The following is a 17,469-nucleotide window of genomic DNA, read 5'->3' as shown; positions in this document are numbered from 1 at the left end:
CATTATCCTTACTTCTGCATGACTACCGGAATATCAAATAGTTAGTCCTGAGCGCAGTTATTCTTTGGCGCAGTTGACCATGATGAAAAGTTATTACAAAGTTATCACTAAGTCCGGCGAACTATCTCTGCAATTAAATTAACTGATCAACAAGTGTTAAGACCATGTTGCATTTTTAGGGTTTTAGGCTCAGTTATGGCAATTTAGATTTAGCTCTAACTGGGCTTGCCCTTAGACTCTCTTCAGTTCTACCCCAAATTGCTATCAATCATTTTTAATCTCGCTTAGTCTGAGTTTCTTGAATTTCTAAATTAATAATCTAAATTAATAAAACCACTATTTACCACTATGTCTGAACCCACGATCGAATCGATCTTGACCGAGAATCGGGTATTTACGCCAAGTGCAGATTTCGCCCAAAATGCCCGGATTAATAGCCTGGATAAATATCAAGAAATCTATGCCAAAGCCCAAGCCGATCCCCAAGCTTTTTGGGCAGAGCTGGCGGAAACCGAGCTGGATTGGTTTGAAAAGTGGCACACCGTAATGGATTGGCAACCGCCCAATGTGAAATGGTTTGCTGGCGGCAAGATTAATATTACCTACAACTGCATCGATCGCCACCTGAAAACCTGGCGACGCAACAAAGCAGCCCTGATCTGGGAAGGGGAACCAGGCGACTCGCGCACCCTCACCTATGCTCAATTGCACCGCGAAGTTTGCCAGTTTGCCAATGCACTCAAACGATTGGGGGTCAAAAAAGGTGATGTGATTGGCATCTATATGCCGATGATCCCCGAAGCGGCGATCGCCATGTTGGCCTGTGCTCGAATTGGTGCGCCCCATAGTGTGGTGTTTGGGGGTTTTAGTGCCGAAGCCCTGCGCGATCGGCTCAATGATGGATCTGCCAAGTTGGTAATCACCGCCGATGGAGGCTGGCGCAAGGATGCGATCGTGCCACTCAAGGAGCAGGTTGATAAAGCTTTAGCTGATAACGCTGCGCCTACGGTTGAAAATGTCCTGGTGGTCAAACGTACCGCCCAAAATCTGAAGATGGAGCCAGGCCGCGATCACTGGTGGCATGACCTGCAAAAGGAAGTATCGGCCGATTGCCCTGCCGAACCAATGGACAGCGAAGATGTACTGTTTATTCTCTATACCTCTGGCAGCACCGGCAAACCAAAGGGCGTGGTGCATACCACCGGTGGCTATAACCTCTATACCCACATGACCACCAAGTGGATTTTTGACCTGCAAGACAACGATGTTTACTGGTGTACCGCTGATGTGGGCTGGATTACGGGACATAGTTATATTGTCTACGGCCCCCTATCTAATGGTGCTACCAGCCTGATGTATGAGGGAGCGCCCAGACCATCTAATCCAGGTTGTATTTGGGATGTGGTGGAAAAATATGGTGTGAATATTTTCTACACTGCGCCCACGGCGATCCGCGCCTTTATTAAAATGGGCGATCATCTTCCCAATAGCCGCGATCTTTCCTCGCTGCGGTTGTTGGGTACAGTGGGCGAACCAATTAATCCAGAAGCTTGGATCTGGTATCACCGCGTGATTGGTAAACAAAAATGTCCGATCGTGGATACCTGGTGGCAAACGGAAACTGGCGGCATTATGATTACGCCGCTACCAGGCGCAACCCCCACCAAGCCTGGTTCTGCAACATTGCCTTTTCCTGGCATCATTGCCGATGTGGTGGATCTAGAGGGCAATTCAGTTAAAGACAATCAGGGCGGTTATTTAGTTGTTACCCATCCCTGGCCAGGTATGATGCGTACGGTTTATGGCGATCCCGATCGATTCCGCCGCAGCTATTGGGAGCATATCCCGCCCAAAGACGGTAAGTATGTCTATTTTGCTGGTGATGGGGCGCGGCGCGATCAAGATGGCTACTTCTGGGTGATGGGGCGCGTAGACGATGTGATCAATGTGGCCGGACACAGATTGGGCACAATGGAGATCGAATCGGCGCTGGTTTCCCATCCGGCCGTGGCGGAGGCGGCAGTGGTGGGCAAGCCCGATGAAATTAAAGGTGAAAGCGTGACTGCGTTTGTGATCCTGGAGGGTGATCAGGCTCATACTGATACTCTGGCGGACAACTTGCGGCAGCATGTGGCCAGCGAAATTGGCGCAATCGCTAAACCCAGTGAAATCCGCTTTACGGATGCCCTGCCCAAAACCCGCTCTGGCAAGATTATGCGGCGATTATTGCGTACCCTGGCCGCAGGCGAGGAGATCACTAGCGATACTTCGACCCTGGAGGATCGATCGATTCTGGATAAGCTGCGTGAGGGTGCTTAGTTTTAACAACTTTGCAATGCCTCAAGGTCCGCACCCATAATTAGCTCCAGATTACGGGTGATTTTGGCGATCTCCCAATTCCACCAGGCGATCGCCAGCAGTTTCTCGATCACCATTGGTTCAAACCGCAACCGCAACACCTGAGCAGGGTTACCACCCACGATCCCATAGGGCGGGATATCCTTCGTCACAACTGATTTAGCCGCCACGATCGCGCCATCGCCAATATTCACCCCCGGCATGATCACCGCTTCATAACCCAGCCAGACATCATTCCCGACGATCGTATCGCCCTTGTAGGGGAAATCCGCTGGTTTGGGTTGCACCCGTTGCCAATCCTGGCCAAAAATAAAAAACGGATAGGTAGAAAACCCAGATATCTGGTGATTTGCACCATTCATAATGAACTTAACCCCACGGGCGATCGCGCAGAACTTGCCAATAATCAACTTATCCCCCGTAAACGGATAGTGATAAAGCACATTGCGCTCAAAGTTTTTCACATCCTCTGGATCATCGTAATAGGTATAGTCACCAATGATGATATTGGGGTTGTTAATTATATTTTTAATAAAGCAAACCTGCGGGAAACCAGGCATAGGGTAGGGTTCATGGCGATCGGGATATGGCATATTTTGACCTTGCTCACAACTGGCGGAGAAAACAAAAAAATCCTGGTTGGATCTAGTGTGACTCTGCTCCTTTGTTATATCTTGGTTTAGAACATAGTTTAGATTTCGCCAACCCTGGCGATCGGCTATATATCTATATATGAAGACGCACTTAAAAATCACCTGGATCCTCTGGCACAATTGCAGATGAACTAAATCAGCTTGATTGTAGACTTTCAGTAATCATTACCATTGGTCTACCTGACCCTAGGGATAGTTTAATTAGTTTAATTATTAGCAAGATAACTGGCCATAGGAATGAGATATCAACGGGATCAGACATCAAGAGCTTGCTAATTGGGGATTAATTTGTTGCTAGTGGCATTAATCAAAAATTAGGGCTAGCAATTTCAATGAGACAGTAAGGAGTTATGAGACGAATTTGGACTTTTTTGTTGGTAATGGTTTTGTCGATGTCGATCGCCCTGGGCTTTAATTTAGTAGTTAATCATGGCATCAGTGCGCAAGAACAAATCGTGCCCACCTACCAACCACCCCAGCCATTACCAGTAAGTGAATTACATCTAACCTATCCACCTGCTGAGCATAAGACCTCTAGCGATCAAATTTTTTTAATTGGCTCTGCGCCCATTGGTGGTGAAGTATTAGTGAATGGTAAGCCGATCGATCGCAGTGAGGCAGGGCATTTTGCGCCCTCATTCCCGCTGGTGGTGGGCAAGAATATTTTTAAGCTGAGTCATGGCGATCGCACTATTGATCTGGTGGTAACTAGATTAAACCAGCAAACCAGCCCACCAACTGAACTGGGCTTTGATCCCAAATCCCTTGCTCCCCAACAAAATATTGCCCGATTGCCAGGGGAAAGAATTTGTTTTGAGGCGATCGCTACCCCCAACGCAGAAGTTCAACTAGCTCTGGGATCGCAGACTTTACCGCTCAAACCAGCAACAAGGAATGTGGAGTTGCCTGCCAATAGTGCGGTGCTGACTAATTTAAACCAGCCTCAGGTTAGCTCCGCCACAGGAATCTACAGAGGCTGCACGGCCTTCAAACAAATAGGCCAATTGGGTCAGCCGGAATTCACCGTGATTAAGGATAAAAACACGGTCAAGCAAAAAGCCACCGGAGCGATCGAAATCCTTGATTTAGATCACCTGGCCGTTGCCGAAGTAACCGCCAAGGCTGGTGTCGCTCGCACTGGACCTGGCACTAACTACTCACGTCTTACCCCTTTACCCCAGGGCACCAAGGCGGCGATCAATGGCCTTGAGGGCGATTGGCTGCGTCTGGATTATGGCGGCTGGATCAAGAAGTCGGAAACCACTGTTACTAACCAGGAACTACCCCATTCAATTATTCGCGGCTTTCAACGCAAAATTGTGGCTGGCTGGACAGAATTGATTTTCCCTTTACAAGCACCAGTACCTGTGACGGTATTGCAGAGCGATCGCCAACTTAAACTTACCCTGCACAACGTTACTGCCCAAACCGATACGGCGCTATTGGGGCAAGACCCAGTAATCAAACGGCTTGATTGGCAGCAAATAAGTAGCGATAGCGATCGGGTGAAATACAAAATTCAGCTCAAACCTAAACAACAATGGGGCTATAAACTGGAATATCGCGGCACCAGTCTGGTGCTCTCGCTTAAGCATCCACCTGCCGTGGATACAAATAATTCGGCTCAGCCTTTACAAGGGGTAAAAATCCTGCTCGATCAAGGACATGGTAGCAACGAGGATCTTGGTGCCAGGGGGCCAACCGGCTATCCAGAGAAAGATGTCACCCTGGTGCTGGGCAAATTGGTGCGGGATGAATTAGTCAAACAAGGCGCAACGGTTTATTTAACCCGTAATGGCGATGAAGATTTGTTCCCAGCCGATCGCGTAGCCATGATTGAGCAGCTAGAACCAGCGATCGCGGTTAGCTTGCATTACAACGCCTTGCCCGATAATGGTGATGCGATCAACACGATGGGGATTGGTTCCTTTTGGTATCACCCCCAAAGTCATGATCTGGCTACTTTTTTGCATGACTACCTGGTGCTGGAACTCGATCGCCCCACCTATGGCATTTTCTGGAATAATCTGGCGCTGGCCAGGCCCACAGTTGCGCCCTCAGTGTTAATGGAGTTTGGGTTTATGATCAATCCAGAGGAATTTGAATGGATCATCGATCCGCAGGCGCAGCAGGAGTTGGCTAAGACTACGGCAGATGGGATCGCGGCCTGGTTAATGTCAGCAGTGGCGGAGGACTAGCTTAACTAACTAACTATTGATGGTGTTCGATTAATTAAGCAGCAGCTCAGATTTAACTTGTTAGACTAGCAAAGATAGTTTGCGCATATTCATTTTTGAATCTTGAGGGAGGTTGGCCATGTCTCAAGTCGCAACTCAGTTGAGCCTGGAACAGTTTTTGCAACTGCCATATATTGAAGAATCACCCGCCTGGAATTATGTGGATCGCACTGCCCAGCAAAAGCCAATGCCCAGTTTTTTTCACTCAGTGATTCAGCGTCACTTGCCCAATGCGATCGACCAGGCGGCTCAGGGGCAATATTTGGCATTCCCAGAGCTGCGCTGTGTGCTTAGTGCAGTCAGCATAGTGCCAGATATTACTGTAATTGGTGCCTCACGCAAACCAACTAAAAATGAGCCTTTGTTTGGTGCTCCCGATTGGACGATCGAAATTCTTTCAACCAATCAAAAGCAATCGCGGGTGATCCGGAACATTTTGGCCTGTATTGATGCGGGAGCTGAAGTGGGGTGGTTGATCGATCCAGATGAACAATTAGTCTTTGTTTACTTTCGCGGTGAGCCAACTGTATGTGTGAGTGGCGATCGATTGATTCCTGCCTTGGCAGATTTAGATTTAAATTTGAGTGCGGCTCAGCTCTTTGCCTGGTTGAAATAGAAGAAATAGAAATAGATCTAAATTAGCGATCGCAGGTTTTTAATCTAAGCGATCCCAATAATCAAGCAACCAGAAATAGGTTGGCTAAGGACATAGCAGATGGAATCATAGCCTGGTTAATGGCGGCGGTGGAACAGGAGCGCAGGAGCGCTAACTACTCCTGGGGTTTGGTCTTAGCAATCATACTGATCTGGCTAATTTGCGATTCACTGGCAGTCGATCGCATATATTGATAAATCCACTTACAGCCACCAATACAATTGCGGCGATCCTCTTCCGAGACATAGCCATTATTTTTCAAATATTCCTGCAACCAGCTACAGCCCCGCATTACTAGATTCTCTAGATCCAGATTCCACATAATTGCTTTGCGATCGGCGGCAGCAGAAATCATCGCCTTCCCACCGGGCATAAAGCTAACATTTTTGACCGGCGCACTATGGCCAGTAAAAGTGCGTAGCAAGGTGCCATCCATACCCCAAAGCTGGACAGTGGTATCTTCACTGCCGGAAGCCAACGCCTTGCCATCGGGGCTAAAGCAAACTGTGTTTACCTCGGCGCTATGACCATTGAGGGTTTTTAGCAATGCCCCATCTACGCTCCAAATCCGCACACTTTGATCCATACTGCCTGTAGCAATGCGCTTGCCATCGGGACTAAAGCAAACACTAAAAATCTCGGCGCTATGGCCTTCAAAACTGTGCAGCATCGTGCCGTCCCAGTTCCAGATATTAATAATTTTGTCTTTGCTGACCGACACCAACTTGCTGCCATCGGGGCTAAAGGCAATGCTATAAACTTCGGCCGTATGACCATTTAAGGTTTGCAACCAGGTGCCATCGGCCTGCCAAATCCTGATCGTACTGTCGGCGCTGCAAGTAGCAAAAACCTGACCATCCGATCGAAATATAATGTCGTGGATTTCAGCGCGATGACCACCAAAGGCATCGATCATTTTGCCCTTGGCGCAGTTCCACATAATAAAACTGCTATCGATCCCACCGGAAATAAGAATGCTACCATCGGGGCTAAAGCAAACACTATTAACTGCATTTCGATGACCTTCCAGCTTTGCAGCGAGCTTGCCGTTAAATTGCCACAGATGCACCATGCTATCCCTACCGCCGGTGGCGATCATATAGCCATTGGAACTAAAGGTGGCACAGTTGATATCGTCGGTATGTTCACCCAGGGTTTTGAGGGGCGCTCCTTTTAGGCTCCAGAGCTTTAGGGTGGTATCCCGGCTAGCGGAGATCAGGGTTTTGCCGTTGGGGCTAAATTTAACCTTATTCACAACATCGCCATGGCCTTTGAAAATATTAAGCAGTTCGGGCTTTGTTGCATGAATCGAAGAAAGGGACAATACTCCTGCCAAGATTCTCCAATTTAGTCTTCAACCAGGTAAGAATCAGGCTTGCATAGCATCATCATACGATTAAGAGCCACGCACTGTAAAAACAGCTCCACCGCTTGATTATCAAAATTTCGTGAGCGTAACTTACCGCCAAAAATAGTCTTCAATCTAAACATAGTAGTCTCTGCCAGTGAGCGCCGATGATAGCCAGTCTCTCGTTTCCACTTGGCACGACCAACCTTACGGATGCGCCGTAAATTTTGGTCACGCGGATGCGGTGGTGCTTTACAATTGCCATGTTGCCAAATTTTGGCATTTTTGCGTGGTGGAATTACTGACTGGGCTTGTCTAGCAGAGATTGCATCATAACAGTCACGATGGTCATACGCACCATCCCCAGATACTTGCTTAATTTCATCCTCAATCTGATTAAGCAGTTCAGGTAGAATTTGGCCATCATGATATTGGTTGCTGGTAACCGCTGCCGCAAGAATTTCACCGCTTGACTCATCTACGCCCAGATGAATTTTACGCCAGGTGCGACGCTTACCTATGCCATGCTGACGCGTTTTCCACTCTCCCTCTCCGTAAACTTTCACGCCGGTGCTATCAACCACCACATGTCTCGCTGCCTGAGTCTTTTGATGGGGTAACTCGATCGCTAATTTGCCCATCCGTCTTGAAACTGTGCTGTGGTCTGGCACCGGTAAGTCTATGTTCATCAGGGTAAATAATGATTCGACCAAACCGGTGACTTGTCTGCCTGCCAATCCATATATGCTCTTGAGCATCGCAATCGTCGCAATCGCTTGGTCACTGTATCTGTTTGATGCGCCTCTGTTGCCGGATCGCTCTGGCTCTAGCCACATCTCTATTGCCTCCTTGCTAATCCAGAAAATTAGACTTCCTCTCTGTTTGAGGCTTTTGTTATACTCTTGCCAGTTGCGGACGCGGTATTGTGGGGGTTTTTTCATGGTAGTTAAAACGTACCATAACCTACCGCTCCGTTTCTTTTATGCAACAACGCCAGCAGTTCGCCTTCAATGTTCCAGATCCGAATTGTGCGATCGAAACCGCAAGAAGCAATATGCTTGCCATCGGGGCTAAAACTTACCCCCCAAACTCGATTTTCATGACCATTGAGGGTCTGTAGCAACACGCCATCGCTGCCCCAAATCTTGACAGTTTTGTCCCGACTAGCAGAAACCAGGGCTTGGCCACTGGGTTCAAAGGAAATACTCTCAATAAAGCTATCGTGCCCTTTGAGGGTTTTAAGCACAACGCCGCTAGTATTCCAAAGAATAATGCTGCGATCGGCACTACCAGAGGCCACCGTCCGCCCATCGGGGCTGAACACAACGCAGTTAACCCAGCGCTCATGGCCACCACGCAAAGTTTTAACATTAGCGCCATTAGTTTTCCACAACTTGACCGTAGTATCTTCGCTGGCGGAAGCAATTAAATCACCATGGGGGCTAAAATTCACGTCTAATACTGGCCCGTCATGTCCTTTGAGCACCTCATAGGGCTTATCGGCAAATACGCCATTTTCATCGGCCAACCACAATCGCACCGTGTTATCGCGGCTGCCGGAGGCCAGAACTTTACCATCGGGACTAAAGGCTACACTAGTAACCCAGTTGGTATGGCCAAACAGGGTTTGCAACAGCGTACCGTTCACATCCCAAATTTTGATCGTGCGATCGCTACTGCCAGAGGCCAAAACCTTGCCATCATTCCGAAATGCCACACCATTGACCCAATAGCCATGCCCTTCGAACCGATTATATTCATGGATGCCATAGACCACCTGCTCTAGGGCGGTGATTGTGCGGATCTGGGTATTGGCCTTTAGTTTTAATGATTCACCACTGAGCTGAGTAGTAAGCCGCTTGAGTTGGACACCAGCGATCACACTGGCCATCAGAGCTTCCAGGTGGTTATGGGATAGAAACAGCGCCTCGGAAGACATGGTCAATGCCACGATCCGCTCGTTTAATTCGCCCATCTCGGCCTTCAGCCGATGCATATGCTCCGATTGTAGACTTTTGGCCAAGTCCTGGCTGAGCTTTTCGAGGCGATCGGCTGCTGCTGCCCGTTCGGCCTGGAGTTGTTCTTTTTCGTTGACTCGCCGCGATGCTTCCAAGAATTCCCGATCGATTGGCGAAAGGTTGCGGCCATCTGACCAAGCCAGGGCTTCATCCAACCGAGCGCCGCGTAACAGGGCCGATTCATCTTTTTCTTCCGATCGCCGCCAGATTCTAATTGCTTCCTGGTAGGGGCAATCCATCAATTGGGATAGCGGCACCTTTTGGTCAAGCTTGATCACCACGATCGATACATCGTCTTCGGGCAACTCACGATCGGAGAAATCACTTAGAACTACTTTCAGCCCATCGCGGATTGCCGCTGCCGAGCGATTGCCTAAATTCTGGATTGCCTGCATCAGTGGTGATGAGCCATCGGCTTGCAATTCCCCAAATTCAATTCCCTCTGGATTGATCGCCTCACTTAAACCATCGCTGTAAAAGATCACCACATCGCCTTCGGCCAGCGATCGGGAAATGGTGCGGTAGGGAGTATCGGCAAACCGCCCCAGGGCAATTCCAGGGCTAACTAACTCTTCGCATTTACCCGTAGCGGCATGGTAAATAATCGGCCCTGGCATCCCGGCACTACCGATGCGCAGGTCATAGCTACCCAAATCTAATACTCCATAGGAAAGTGCCACGGCATCTTCAGTGCGAGCACTACAGAGCAGTTGGTTTAGGGACTCAAGTACCGCGATCGGGTTCTGTAATTTACCCTGCTGGGCATAGGCATCAAGTTGCCCTTTAAATAGAGCCGCATGGATTGCACCGGCCACCGACTTGCCGGAAGAATCAGCCACCGCCACCGACAGAATTCCTGGCTGTTCTAAAAATTGATAATAGTCCCCACCCAAATCAACCGCCGTCCACACCTCGGCCGCAATATCCAGGCCAGGGTAGCCAGGCAAATTTTGCGGCAACAGACTGCGCTGCAGCATTCTGCCACTGGACAAATCATCTGAGGTGGAAACGTAGTCTAGCTCCATGGAGGCGCTTTAGTAAACCGTAAATAGCTTCAGCCAACTAATCATGATGCGGCAGTTATCTGACAACAGTTGAACCATCAATCACAATTAAACCCTAATATCAACAATCAACATAGAGCCAAGCCAAATTGCTAATGTTCTGGCATAGATATGGCATAGGTATTTGGATCTATATATCTATGATTGACCAAACTGGATAATTAGATAACAAGCGGCGATCGCATAATTATGATGATTATGCAAGTGTGTCTATGAATATGCTTACGCATGGATACATCACGTAATCACAGATAGGGCAAAGCGAACCCAATTCCAGCTAATTAATTTTACCTGAAAAGCATCTTGCTAAATTACATATATTATTGACTGTAAAACTTAGCTGCTAAACTGTCTAGATCGTTCTATTTTATGGCTTGGCTGGTTCTAAGCATATGGTCAAAATATGGTCAAAAACTCAAAAATTTGGAAATTAGTAATATTTGAAGAACAGTTGAACGATCTAGAAACGATCTAACGATCTAGATTAGATGTAGGTTCCCTAACAATCGCTAAAGTTTATTTAATTGACTCATAACCTAGTTTATCGCCGTAATGCTCAATCTGGTTGCTTTCCGGTTCAGGATTTATAATCGCCTATTTTGCCCTCCAAACTAACCCTAAGCTCTAAACTGTTAGTTGGTTTAGTTTGGGGCTGTCGATCGGTTCAACTTTAGTTCTAAAAGTGATCGTAATTTAGCCAGTGCCAGCATAGCGATCGAAGCAAACGTGCCTTGCTGCAATTATGCCGTAAAGGTTAAGACAATTTGGTCATAATCAAGCATTTTCTTGGTTATAGGGAAGGACATTGCTATGTTATATTAAATTTTAAGCGACGCTGAGTGTAACGGGCATGAGCAGTGAGTCCCTCAAGATGCATATCTCTATACCTCCGGTAGAGGGTATTGAGGATATCCCTGTGGCTGCTGTTGAAGCATTGGCCCTGAAAATGGGGTTTACTCCCGATCGGGTGCAAGACATTATTCAAGCTCTCACTGAGGCTTGTGTAAATGCTATTTTATATAGCTCCTCCGATAAGGATATCGATGTAGTAGTGATCGCTATGCACAATAGCCTTATACTAGAGGTTCAGGATCGTGGCTCAGGTTTTGATCCTGCTCTTGTCGGTGCTCCTGACTTTGAGCTTATCTCTGAAGTTGGCGTAAAAAGTGGCGGGTTCGGTATTCATATGATTAAATCTCTTGTAGATGAGGTTGAAATCGAATCTTCTGACCAGGGAACTACTGTTCGCATGAGTACATTTTTGTCCAGTCCTAATTCAAGTTCACTTACACCCTAGCTATGACTCACTCTTCGTTTTTGCAAGATGAATTAAGCATTTCCGAGCATCTAGAAGGTGACAAAGTTGTTTTGCAGCTTAAGGGTGCTCTAAGTGTTACCACTGTTCCTTATTTTAGGCAAACAGTTCAACCATACTTGGAGCGCAACTTATCGGCGATCGTTCTAGATTTTGAGGGCGTTACCAAGATTGTTAGTCGTGGGGTGGGGGCTGCAATCGATATGGCAGTCCAGGCAAAAAAACAAGGCGGCAAGTTGCGATTAGAAAATGTTGGCAAGTATGGCCGATCGCTCTATATTCAGGGTGTACATTTGGTTGCCGATGTCCCTGAATTAGATAGCTTTGAGCCATAAATGTTGCTCTTTTTCAGTTCCTAAATGCCAAAAAAGGTTTCTTAGCTCAGCAGAATAGTAGGCAAGCTCGATCTATTAACGATCGGGTTTATGTTTTTTCATGGCTTTACTGGCTTTACTGAGTGAATTCTACTGGTGCAGCCTATGTGCGATCGACTAAGGCAACCCTTAGCTAATTATTGGTGGCTCCCGAAAATCTGGTCGTGGCACGAGTGATTATTTCTGATCAACTTGATCTAAGATCTAACAGCATTCCAACTCATCTATGAGTTAGAGATGAGTGCCAATAGAGGGCAATATGAATGTTGGTTTGATTAGTTCTCACCACAGGTTAATTTAGCCCTGTAGTTAGCTCGTTAAGATAATTACTAAAGACATGTTAAAACCTGCTGTATTTTTCGATCGAGATGGGGTTTTAAATCAAGAAGCTGGTTATATCAAGCGACTTGAGGATTTATTGCTGATGCCAAATGCGGCGGCGGCAGTGCGATCGCTCAACGATCGCCAAATCTTTTGCTGTATGGTTTCCAATCAAGCCGGAGCTGCCAGAGGCTATTACCCCCACGCCCATATCGACGCTTTGCACAAAAGACTAAGCAAATTGCTGGCCGATCGTGCCGCTGCCCATCTTGATGCCATGTACTATTGCCCTAGTTTGAGCCAACCAGAGGGAGGAATCGATCCAGAATTAACCTATTATTCAACCTGGCGTAAGCCAAATCCCGGCATGTTAGTAGCGGCGGCCTGGGAACATGATCTAGATCTCAGGCGCAGTTTTATGATTGGTGATAAAGCCACCGACATTGACCTGGCTCATAATGCGGGTTGCCGGGGAGTGCTGGTTAAAAGTGGTTATGGTGAGAGTGTTTTGGCTGGTAGTTATCAACACACCGTAGAGCCCAATTTTATTGCTAGTGATATTGCTGAGGCGGTCAATTGGATTTTAGAGGTCGGCTTTTGTGATTAATGCTTTTTTCTTTTTCAAATGAGGCGCTGGGCAAGATCGATACAATTAGCTACCAGTGATTGTCCTCAAGCGATCGTTATTCTTGTCAACAAGTCCCTTGAAGCTGCATAAAGTAATCGTGAAAGGAGGATCGTAATGCAAATATTAGAAAGTAGCCAAGTTAAATTCTGTAATGTAGTTAAGCAGGTCAATAACGACCTCGAGAGTTTTTTAGGGGTTGCTTATCAAGGCAAACTATTTGCTAATGTGGGGGCTTTTAGCAGAGAAGATGGCCAAGCTGCGGTTAAGCGCGGTCGAGAGTTATTCTTGCAGAGCAAGGGCTTAATCCAATGCTTAGTGATTGAAGAACAAACTGGCTTTACGGTTTGGTGCCAGGAAAACGATTTACAAATAGTAGACGAGAATAAGCTGGCGAGCGATCGCATTGCCCAAATTAACCTGGAGCAATTGGTTGCCAGAATGCGCAATGTGGGTGGTCTAAAAATTCAAGATCGTCGCTTTCGGCTGACTAACTATCCCCGCTGTTTTGTGGGCTCTGAGGCAACGCAATGGATTATGGACAGGCTAGAAATACCTGAAGCTGAGGCGGTGCGGTTAGGACAAAGGTTGATCGATGAGAAATGGCTTCACCATGTCCTTGATGAGCATGATTTTAAGAATGAAGATTTGTTCTATCGGTTTTATTGGGATGAGCAATAAATAAATAAAGTAATGAATGACTAATGGGATTGAGCCTTGCGCTGGCTACCTCGATAGGGCTGAATTATCCGAATTGTAAAGCTATTATTAGTAGACTCGATATTGCAAGAATTAACGACATAAAGAGTGCTGTCTTTATCTTGGCGCAGAGCCTGTAGCGCATTTTTAAACTTTTCTAATTCCGATGTAGCGATCGCCGAAGGCAACTCCGCTTCCACATTCATAGTTACTTCGAGGCTGGATTCCTCCGCCAGAATCAAAAGGGTAATTTCTGGATAGGTATTTAAGTGCAATAAAGCCTGGTCATAGATTTCAGTGACCGCATTACCCACTGTATATAGCTGCCGCGACATTGCCCCCAACTTGCTAGCGATCGCTGCCACGGCCATGTTGCCCACATCCGCCATCAATGAGTCGATCGCCATGTCGATCCGAATCATGGTGGGGAATTCAGAATTAACCAGCCAGCTAGGGCGATTTGCTGGTTCGGAATAATAACTTAATTCATCTAGCTGATAGGTTGGCACCATCCCAAGTTCTTTGAAGGTTTCATCGATCTGGGTCACCGCCAGCGCTCGCGGGTCAATCAATTCTTGCAAAACTGCATAGGTACGACCCGACAGACGCACCTGCCCAGCCTCGGTCAGTTGGGTTAGGTGAGTAGCAAAATTTACGCCTGCACCGATCGCGGTGATTTCTGCTTTGGCGCTAATGCCCACATTACTAATCACGGCCGGCGCGGTATTGACCGCAACTTTGAGTGACTGGGGTTCTAGATGCAAACGCTCCAGTTCATCATTAAATAAATCCAAGGCATTCAGCATTTCCTGGGCGGCCAAAGCTGCTCGCAAGGAAGGATTCAGCGCCAGTTGATCGCTGGGGATGATCGCCCCCGGCGCACAGTTCACAGCCGGACTCTCGGCCGTAGCATCCACTTTTCCCGCCGCGACATTGGCTTGCACATCCCGAAACATCGAAATAAAGGAACCACCAAAAAAATGGCAGGAGATCCCTTGAAACTTTTGCACTACCTCGGAAATGCTACGCAAGTAGATATTGAGCAAATTGACGATCTCATTGGGCGATAGGGTGGCTAAGAGCACTTCATAATTAGCTAGATCCACCGCCAGAATCGCCACTTCTTCTAGTTGGCCAGCACGGCTGCTTTCCGCCAGCAGCTTTCGATCGCGCAGCCGACTAACTGCTCGCTCCATCCAGGCGGTTTGGTCTACCCAATTGAGCAAAACTTCAATTTCAAAAATCAAATTGGCCGCACCGTAGTTAACCTGTTCGAGCACTCCCAAGGCTACCTTTAGAGCCCGTGATGCTTTGCCTTTATATTCATACTGATGCTGGGGATCAGCCTCCATGCAGGTGCGATACAAACAGGCCATATCATAGAGGGTCTTGGCATATTCCTGGGGCATGGCCTGATGTTCAAATACATCCATTGCATCCAGGAAGCGATCTTCTGCTTCTTCGATTGATGTGGCTAGCTGTTCCGCAGGATTATGCTTGAGACTGCTAGTAAAAATTCGACCCAGGGAGCGATCGGCAGCGGCCAAACCGATCGAACTACCCAGTTCTTTAAAGTGGGGAATGGTGTGATCGTGGATCTGACTTCTGGCCTCGTCATATCGTTGCTCCCCCAGTAAGACTTCCGCCAGGTTTAAATTGATGTAAGCAATATCAATTAGATCAAAGGGATGATTGAGTAAACCGATTGCTTCGTGGAGCATATACCGGGCATGAGCCCAATGTTGCCGCATCATTTCCACCTTCCCCAGCCCCACCAGAGCAGCATAACGAGGATAGATGGCTTCTTTCTTTTGGGCGATCGCCAATCCCTTATGGAAGTAATTTTCGGCTGGTTCTTGCTGATACATGAGCAGGTAAAGATTGCCCAGGTTTGTATAACAATCGCCCATTTGTAGATCATCGGTTAGTTGATCAAAACGGGACAGCGATCGCTCGAAGTGAAACAGGGCTGCTTGGAAATCACCCAGGCTAGTATAGTAGCGCCCCAGCCCACCATCAACTAAGGCCAACCCAGCACCGCCATCTTTACCATAGGCACGATAGGCAGCACGAAAGCACACCAGGCTATCGACAAAGTTATATTGATGGAAATATAAAATCCCCCGGCAATAGAGTAGATAGGCTAAGTCCTGTTGTGATTCCTTTTGTTTACTCCAGATCGCCTCGGCTCTGAGCAGCAGACTTTTAGCGCGATCGAGATAGGGGGATTGACATGTTTCCGCAAACAGAAGCGCTAATTCGGTTAAGGCTGAGGCTAATACTTGCTTATTGACTTCCTGCTCGGCCAGATCAATACATTGCTCATAACTATCAACTGCAGAGACATGATTCTGGCTCCGCAATAGTCGCCCCTGAGTTAAAAGTTTAGCTGCTGTCATGTATATGTCTAATCGGATTGAATGGGCGAAATTATTTCAATTCAAGAGATTGGCATACTGCAGATGAGTGATCGTAGGTTCTTGTAAAGATTAAGTATTCCATCATGAGGAGAGTCGATCGCCCCATAAATTATTATTTCATAGAATTGTGGCAGCCTTAACCTACTAAGCTAAATCAAACGGCAAAATGGTTGCCAATATTGCCTATTGCTAAAAATTTGCTGTTTCTAACTGATCACCCTAAATGAATTTACCGGCTGAGATGCCACATTTAAATGCGACGATCAGTTATAACGTATAATGCGGAGTCTATATATCTGTTGAACATTGAGGTTCTAAGTAGCTCAAACAACCTAAAATCTGTGATCGAGCTGGCCACAATTGAACTTTAGGCTGTTTAAACTATGGTCAGAGTTTACTAATAAATTCGCTCTCAATCTTCTAATTCCAATTTTGATCAACCCGAGCAAATAATTCTGCCAGTCGCTCTAAAGTTGCAAGTCCGAGTGACGGTGCGAAACATATGCGCAGCGATCGTGCCTATGATTACTTCATAATCGATCAATCTTGCCATTTGATGATGGCGATCGCTGGCTCTGCAACGCTTGTAAGTGTGATTAGCGCTAGTCTTTTACCTGCGATTATCCTAGCATGACCGAGGCTGTGGAGAGTAAAATCACCCATAGCTATTACATGAGCATAGGTCTAACTGGACTGCGCTCAGTTAGTTAATACAACTATATAAGATCACCTTTGATTAAATAGAACTTTTGATCAAATAGAATTACAGATGTTGGCGAGCCAGATAAAAAGCTGTGATCGACTTGGCATCCAGGTTAGTTGCTGCATTGCCAGCATTGATCAGGGCTTCAATTTCTTGAGCAGTCAGCAGGACAATCTCAATCTGCTCATCTTCATCCTGGGCGGGTGGATTGGCCAACGCTTCGAGATCCTGAGCCAAGAAAGCATGAATTACCTCATCTGAGTAGCCAGGACAGATATAAAACTCGCCCAGTTTGTGCCAGCGGTGTCCCCGATAGCCGGTTTCTTCCTCTAGCTCGCGCTTGATTGTGACATCCGGCAATTCATTTGGCTCCAGGGTTCCTGCCGGAAACTCCAGCAAATAGCGCTGCACCGCGAAACGGTATTGCTTGACCAGCACAAATCTACCATCGGCCATGACTGGCACTGCCAAACCTGCGCCAGGGTGTTTGATGTAATCGTATTCGCCCTCCACGCCATGGGGCAATCGCAACCGATCGACTCGATAGGTGAATTTATGCCCCTGATATTGCAGCCTGGTTTTAATTATTTCTGACGTGACGATCTCCCCGGTAGCAGCAAGATGATTTGATTGATTAATTACCGGGCTAGAGGATTGATTTACAGATTGATCCACTGGC

At 47.1% G+C, this 17,469-nt stretch carries 13 protein-coding genes; 7 read left to right on the top strand and 6 right to left on the bottom strand.

The window, feature by feature from the left end:
* The first annotated feature begins 348 nt into the window (after positions 1-348).
* Positions 349-2,319: an acetate--CoA ligase gene (acs, locus tag PSE7367_RS10215; RefSeq protein WP_015165274.1), complete on the top strand. Its 1,971-nt coding sequence runs from the start codon at positions 349-351 to the stop codon at positions 2,317-2,319.
* A gap of 2 nt (positions 2,320-2,321) precedes the next feature.
* Here acs and PSE7367_RS10210 read toward each other — a convergent pair whose 3' ends face one another.
* The gene (locus PSE7367_RS10210) at positions 2,322-2,951 is read right to left on the bottom strand and encodes a Vat family streptogramin A O-acetyltransferase (RefSeq protein ID WP_015165273.1); all 630 of its coding nucleotides are present in this window, start codon (positions 2,949-2,951) and stop codon (positions 2,322-2,324) included.
* 410 nt (positions 2,952-3,361) lie between these two features.
* Here PSE7367_RS10210 and PSE7367_RS10205 point away from each other — a divergent pair, with 410 nt between their 5' ends.
* Both PSE7367_RS10205 and PSE7367_RS10200 read left to right on the top strand, forming a co-directional pair.
* Positions 3,362-5,209, top strand: coding sequence for an N-acetylmuramoyl-L-alanine amidase (locus PSE7367_RS10205; RefSeq protein WP_015165272.1), 1,848 nt, complete (start codon positions 3,362-3,364; stop codon positions 5,207-5,209).
* 118 nt (positions 5,210-5,327) lie between these two features.
* Entirely contained in the window at positions 5,328-5,864 is a 537-nt protein-coding gene (locus tag PSE7367_RS10200) for a Uma2 family endonuclease (protein WP_015165271.1), read from the top strand.
* A 154-nt stretch (positions 5,865-6,018) separates the two neighbouring features.
* Here PSE7367_RS10200 and PSE7367_RS10195 read toward each other — a convergent pair whose 3' ends face one another.
* The 3 genes from PSE7367_RS10195 to PSE7367_RS10185 are packed head-to-tail and all read right to left on the bottom strand — an operon-like array spanning position 6,019 to position 10,294.
* Entirely contained in the window at positions 6,019-7,239 is a 1,221-nt protein-coding gene (locus tag PSE7367_RS10195) for a WD40 repeat domain-containing protein (protein ID WP_225882648.1), read from the bottom strand.
* Between the two features lie 11 nt (positions 7,240-7,250).
* Entirely contained in the window at positions 7,251-8,192 is a 942-nt protein-coding gene (locus PSE7367_RS10190) for an IS5 family transposase (protein ID WP_015163958.1), read from the bottom strand.
* 5 nt (positions 8,193-8,197) lie between these two features.
* On the bottom strand, positions 8,198-10,294 hold the full coding sequence (locus PSE7367_RS10185) for a SpoIIE family protein phosphatase (protein ID WP_051037936.1): 2,097 nt from the start codon (positions 10,292-10,294) through the stop codon (positions 8,198-8,200).
* A gap of 889 nt (positions 10,295-11,183) precedes the next feature.
* Here PSE7367_RS10185 and PSE7367_RS10180 point away from each other — a divergent pair.
* The 4 genes from PSE7367_RS10180 (at position 11,184) to PSE7367_RS10165 (ending at position 13,649) form a co-directional block, all read left to right on the top strand.
* Positions 11,184-11,630, top strand: coding sequence for an ATP-binding protein (locus tag PSE7367_RS10180; RefSeq protein ID WP_015165270.1), 447 nt, complete (start codon positions 11,184-11,186; stop codon positions 11,628-11,630).
* Between the two features lie 2 nt (positions 11,631-11,632).
* Complete coding sequence (locus PSE7367_RS10175) at positions 11,633-11,983, top strand: STAS domain-containing protein (protein WP_015165269.1); 351 nt, start codon at positions 11,633-11,635, stop codon at positions 11,981-11,983.
* Between the two features lie 376 nt (positions 11,984-12,359).
* The gene (locus tag PSE7367_RS10170; RefSeq protein WP_015165268.1) at positions 12,360-12,950 is read left to right on the top strand and encodes a D-glycero-alpha-D-manno-heptose-1,7-bisphosphate 7-phosphatase; all 591 of its coding nucleotides are present in this window, start codon (positions 12,360-12,362) and stop codon (positions 12,948-12,950) included.
* 135 nt (positions 12,951-13,085) lie between these two features.
* Positions 13,086-13,649, top strand: a complete 564-nt coding sequence (locus PSE7367_RS10165) for a pleckstrin/ G-protein interacting- domain-containing protein (protein ID WP_015165267.1) — start codon at positions 13,086-13,088, stop codon at positions 13,647-13,649.
* A 20-nt stretch (positions 13,650-13,669) separates the two neighbouring features.
* On the opposite strand, the gene PSE7367_RS10160 is transcribed toward PSE7367_RS10165, so the two are convergent.
* Positions 13,670-16,066 carry a tetratricopeptide repeat protein gene (locus PSE7367_RS10160; RefSeq protein ID WP_015165266.1) on the bottom strand — a complete coding sequence of 799 codons (2,397 nt, stop codon included), beginning with the start codon at positions 16,064-16,066 and terminating at the stop codon, positions 13,670-13,672.
* Positions 16,067-16,850: 784 nt separating this feature from the next.
* Complete coding sequence (locus PSE7367_RS10155; RefSeq protein WP_015165265.1) at positions 16,851-17,465, bottom strand: NUDIX hydrolase; 615 nt, start codon at positions 17,463-17,465, stop codon at positions 16,851-16,853.
* Between the last annotated feature and the right edge of the window lie 4 nt (positions 17,466-17,469).

Origin of the sequence: Pseudanabaena sp. PCC 7367 (assembly GCF_000317065.1) — a bacterium.
GTDB lineage: Bacteria > Cyanobacteriota > Cyanobacteriia > Pseudanabaenales > Pseudanabaenaceae > Thalassoporum > Thalassoporum mexicanum.
This window is presented reverse-complemented; position numbering and strand designations above follow the sequence as displayed.

Coding starts and splice junctions, on each gene's coding strand:
- acs (WP_015165274.1), top strand. CDS start 349: ATGTCTGAACCCACGATCGAATCGATCTTGACCGAGAATCGGGTATTT.
- PSE7367_RS10210 (WP_015165273.1), bottom strand. CDS start 2,951: ATGCCATATCCCGATCGCCATGAACCCTACCCTATGCCTGGTTTCCCG.
- PSE7367_RS10205 (WP_015165272.1), top strand. CDS start 3,362: ATGAGACGAATTTGGACTTTTTTGTTGGTAATGGTTTTGTCGATGTCG.
- PSE7367_RS10200 (WP_015165271.1), top strand. CDS start 5,328: ATGTCTCAAGTCGCAACTCAGTTGAGCCTGGAACAGTTTTTGCAACTG.
- PSE7367_RS10190 (WP_015163958.1), bottom strand. CDS start 8,192: ATGAAAAAACCCCCACAATACCGCGTCCGCAACTGGCAAGAGTATAAC.
- PSE7367_RS10185 (WP_051037936.1), bottom strand. CDS start 10,294: ATGGAGCTAGACTACGTTTCCACCTCAGATGATTTGTCCAGTGGCAGA.
- PSE7367_RS10180 (WP_015165270.1), top strand. CDS start 11,184: ATGAGCAGTGAGTCCCTCAAGATGCATATCTCTATACCTCCGGTAGAG.
- PSE7367_RS10175 (WP_015165269.1), top strand. CDS start 11,633: ATGACTCACTCTTCGTTTTTGCAAGATGAATTAAGCATTTCCGAGCAT.
- PSE7367_RS10170 (WP_015165268.1), top strand. CDS start 12,360: ATGTTAAAACCTGCTGTATTTTTCGATCGAGATGGGGTTTTAAATCAA.
- PSE7367_RS10165 (WP_015165267.1), top strand. CDS start 13,086: ATGCAAATATTAGAAAGTAGCCAAGTTAAATTCTGTAATGTAGTTAAG.
- PSE7367_RS10160 (WP_015165266.1), bottom strand. CDS start 16,066: ATGACAGCAGCTAAACTTTTAACTCAGGGGCGACTATTGCGGAGCCAG.